General features: G+C 76.2%; 1 protein-coding gene. It reads left to right on the top strand.

Annotation, left to right across the window (positions count from 1 at the left end):
- Positions 1–1,700, top strand: a 1,700-nt coding sequence (locus HUW36_RS32275; protein ID WP_174531512.1) for a type I polyketide synthase, incomplete at both ends; no start/stop codon positions are given.

Here is a 1,700-nt window from a genome sequence, read left to right as displayed (position 1 = left end):
CCGGCCACCGGCGCGTCCCTGGTGCAGCAGCTCGCCGCGCTCGGCGACACCGACCGCCGCACCGCGCTCGTGGAGATCGTCCGGGGGCAGGCCGCCGCCGTGCTCGGCTACCCCGACCCGGCCGCCGTCGACCCGCGCCGGGCGTTCAGCGACCTCGGCTTCGACTCGCTGACCGCCGTCGAGATGCGCAACCGGCTCGGCAACGCGTTCGGCCTGCGCCTGCCGGCGACGCTCGTCTTCGACCACCCGAGCCCGCACGACCTCGCCGCCCACCTGGACACCGAGATCGCCGGCACCCCGGTGCCGGCCCGGCCGGCCGCCGCGCCGGTCGTCGTCGGCGACGACGAGCCGCTGGCCATCGTCGGGATGGCCTGCCGGCTGCCCGGCGGCGTGGCCAACCCGGACGACCTGTGGCGGCTGGTCGCCGACGGGGTCGACGCCATCACCGACCTGCCCGGCGACCGGGGCTGGGACCTGGACACGCTGTACAGCCCCGACCCGGACGCCACCGGCACGTTCTACGCCCGGGGCGGCGGCTTCCTCGCCGACGTCGACCGCTTCGACCCCGGCTTCTTCGGCATCAGCCCGCGCGAGGCGCTCGCCATGGACCCGCAGCAGCGGCTGCTGCTGGAGACCACCTGGGAGACGTTCGAGTCCGCCGGCATCGACCCGACCTCGGTCCGCGGCAGCAGCACCGGCGTGTTCGTCGGCACCAGCGGACAGGACTACGGCTCGCTGCTCGCCTTCGCCCCGGAGGAGACCTCCGGATACGCGCTCACCGGCATGACCAGCAGCGTCATCTCCGGCCGGGTCGCCTACACGTACGGCCTGGAAGGCCCGGCGGTGTCCCTCGACACGGCCTGCTCGTCCTCGCTCGTCGCGCTGCACTGGGCCGGGCAGGCGCTGCGCCGCGGCGAGTGCGACCTGGCTCTCGCGGGCGGCGTCATCGTGATGGCCACCCCCACGGCGTTCGTCGAGTTCTCCCGCCAGCGCGGGCTCGCGGCCGACGGCCGGTGCAAGTCGTTCGCCGCCGCCGCCGACGGCACCGGCTGGTCCGAGGGCGTCGGCCTGCTGCTCGTGCAGCGCCTCTCCGACGCCCGCCGGCAGGGCCGCCACGTGCTCGCCGTGGTCCGCGGCAGCGCGGTCAACTCCGACGGCGCGTCCAACGGGCTCACCGCCCCCAACGGACCGTCGCAGCAGCGGGTCATCCGGGCGGCCCTGGCCGCCGCCCGCCTCGGCCCGTCCGACGTGGACGTGGTCGAGGCGCACGGCACCGGCACCACGCTCGGCGACCCGATCGAGGCGCAGGCGCTGCTGGCCACGTACGGGCAGGACCGGCCCACCGACCGGCCGCTGCTGCTCGGCTCGGTGAAGTCGAACATCGGCCACGCCCAGGCCGCCGCCGGCGTCGCCGGTGTGATCAAGATGGTGCAGGCCATGCGGCACGGCACCGTCCCGCGCACGCTGCACGTGGACGAGCCGTCCCCGCACATCGACTGGGACACCGGCGCGGTCGAGCTGGTCACCGAGGCGCGCCCGTGGCCGTCGGTGCCGCGCCAGCGCCGGGCCGCCGTGTCGTCGTTCGGCATCTCCGGCACCAACGCCCACGTCATCGTCGAGCAGGGCGACGAGCCCGCCGCCGCGACCCCGACCGGCGCCGGCCTGCTGGACGCCGCCGCGACGGTGTGGCCGGTGTCGGC

The organism is Micromonospora maritima (genome assembly GCF_902825405.1).
Classification (GTDB): Bacteria; Actinomycetota; Actinomycetes; order Mycobacteriales; family Micromonosporaceae; genus Micromonospora; species Micromonospora maritima.
Note: the sequence above shows the minus strand (reverse complement) of the source record. Positions and strands in the feature narration are given on the sequence as shown.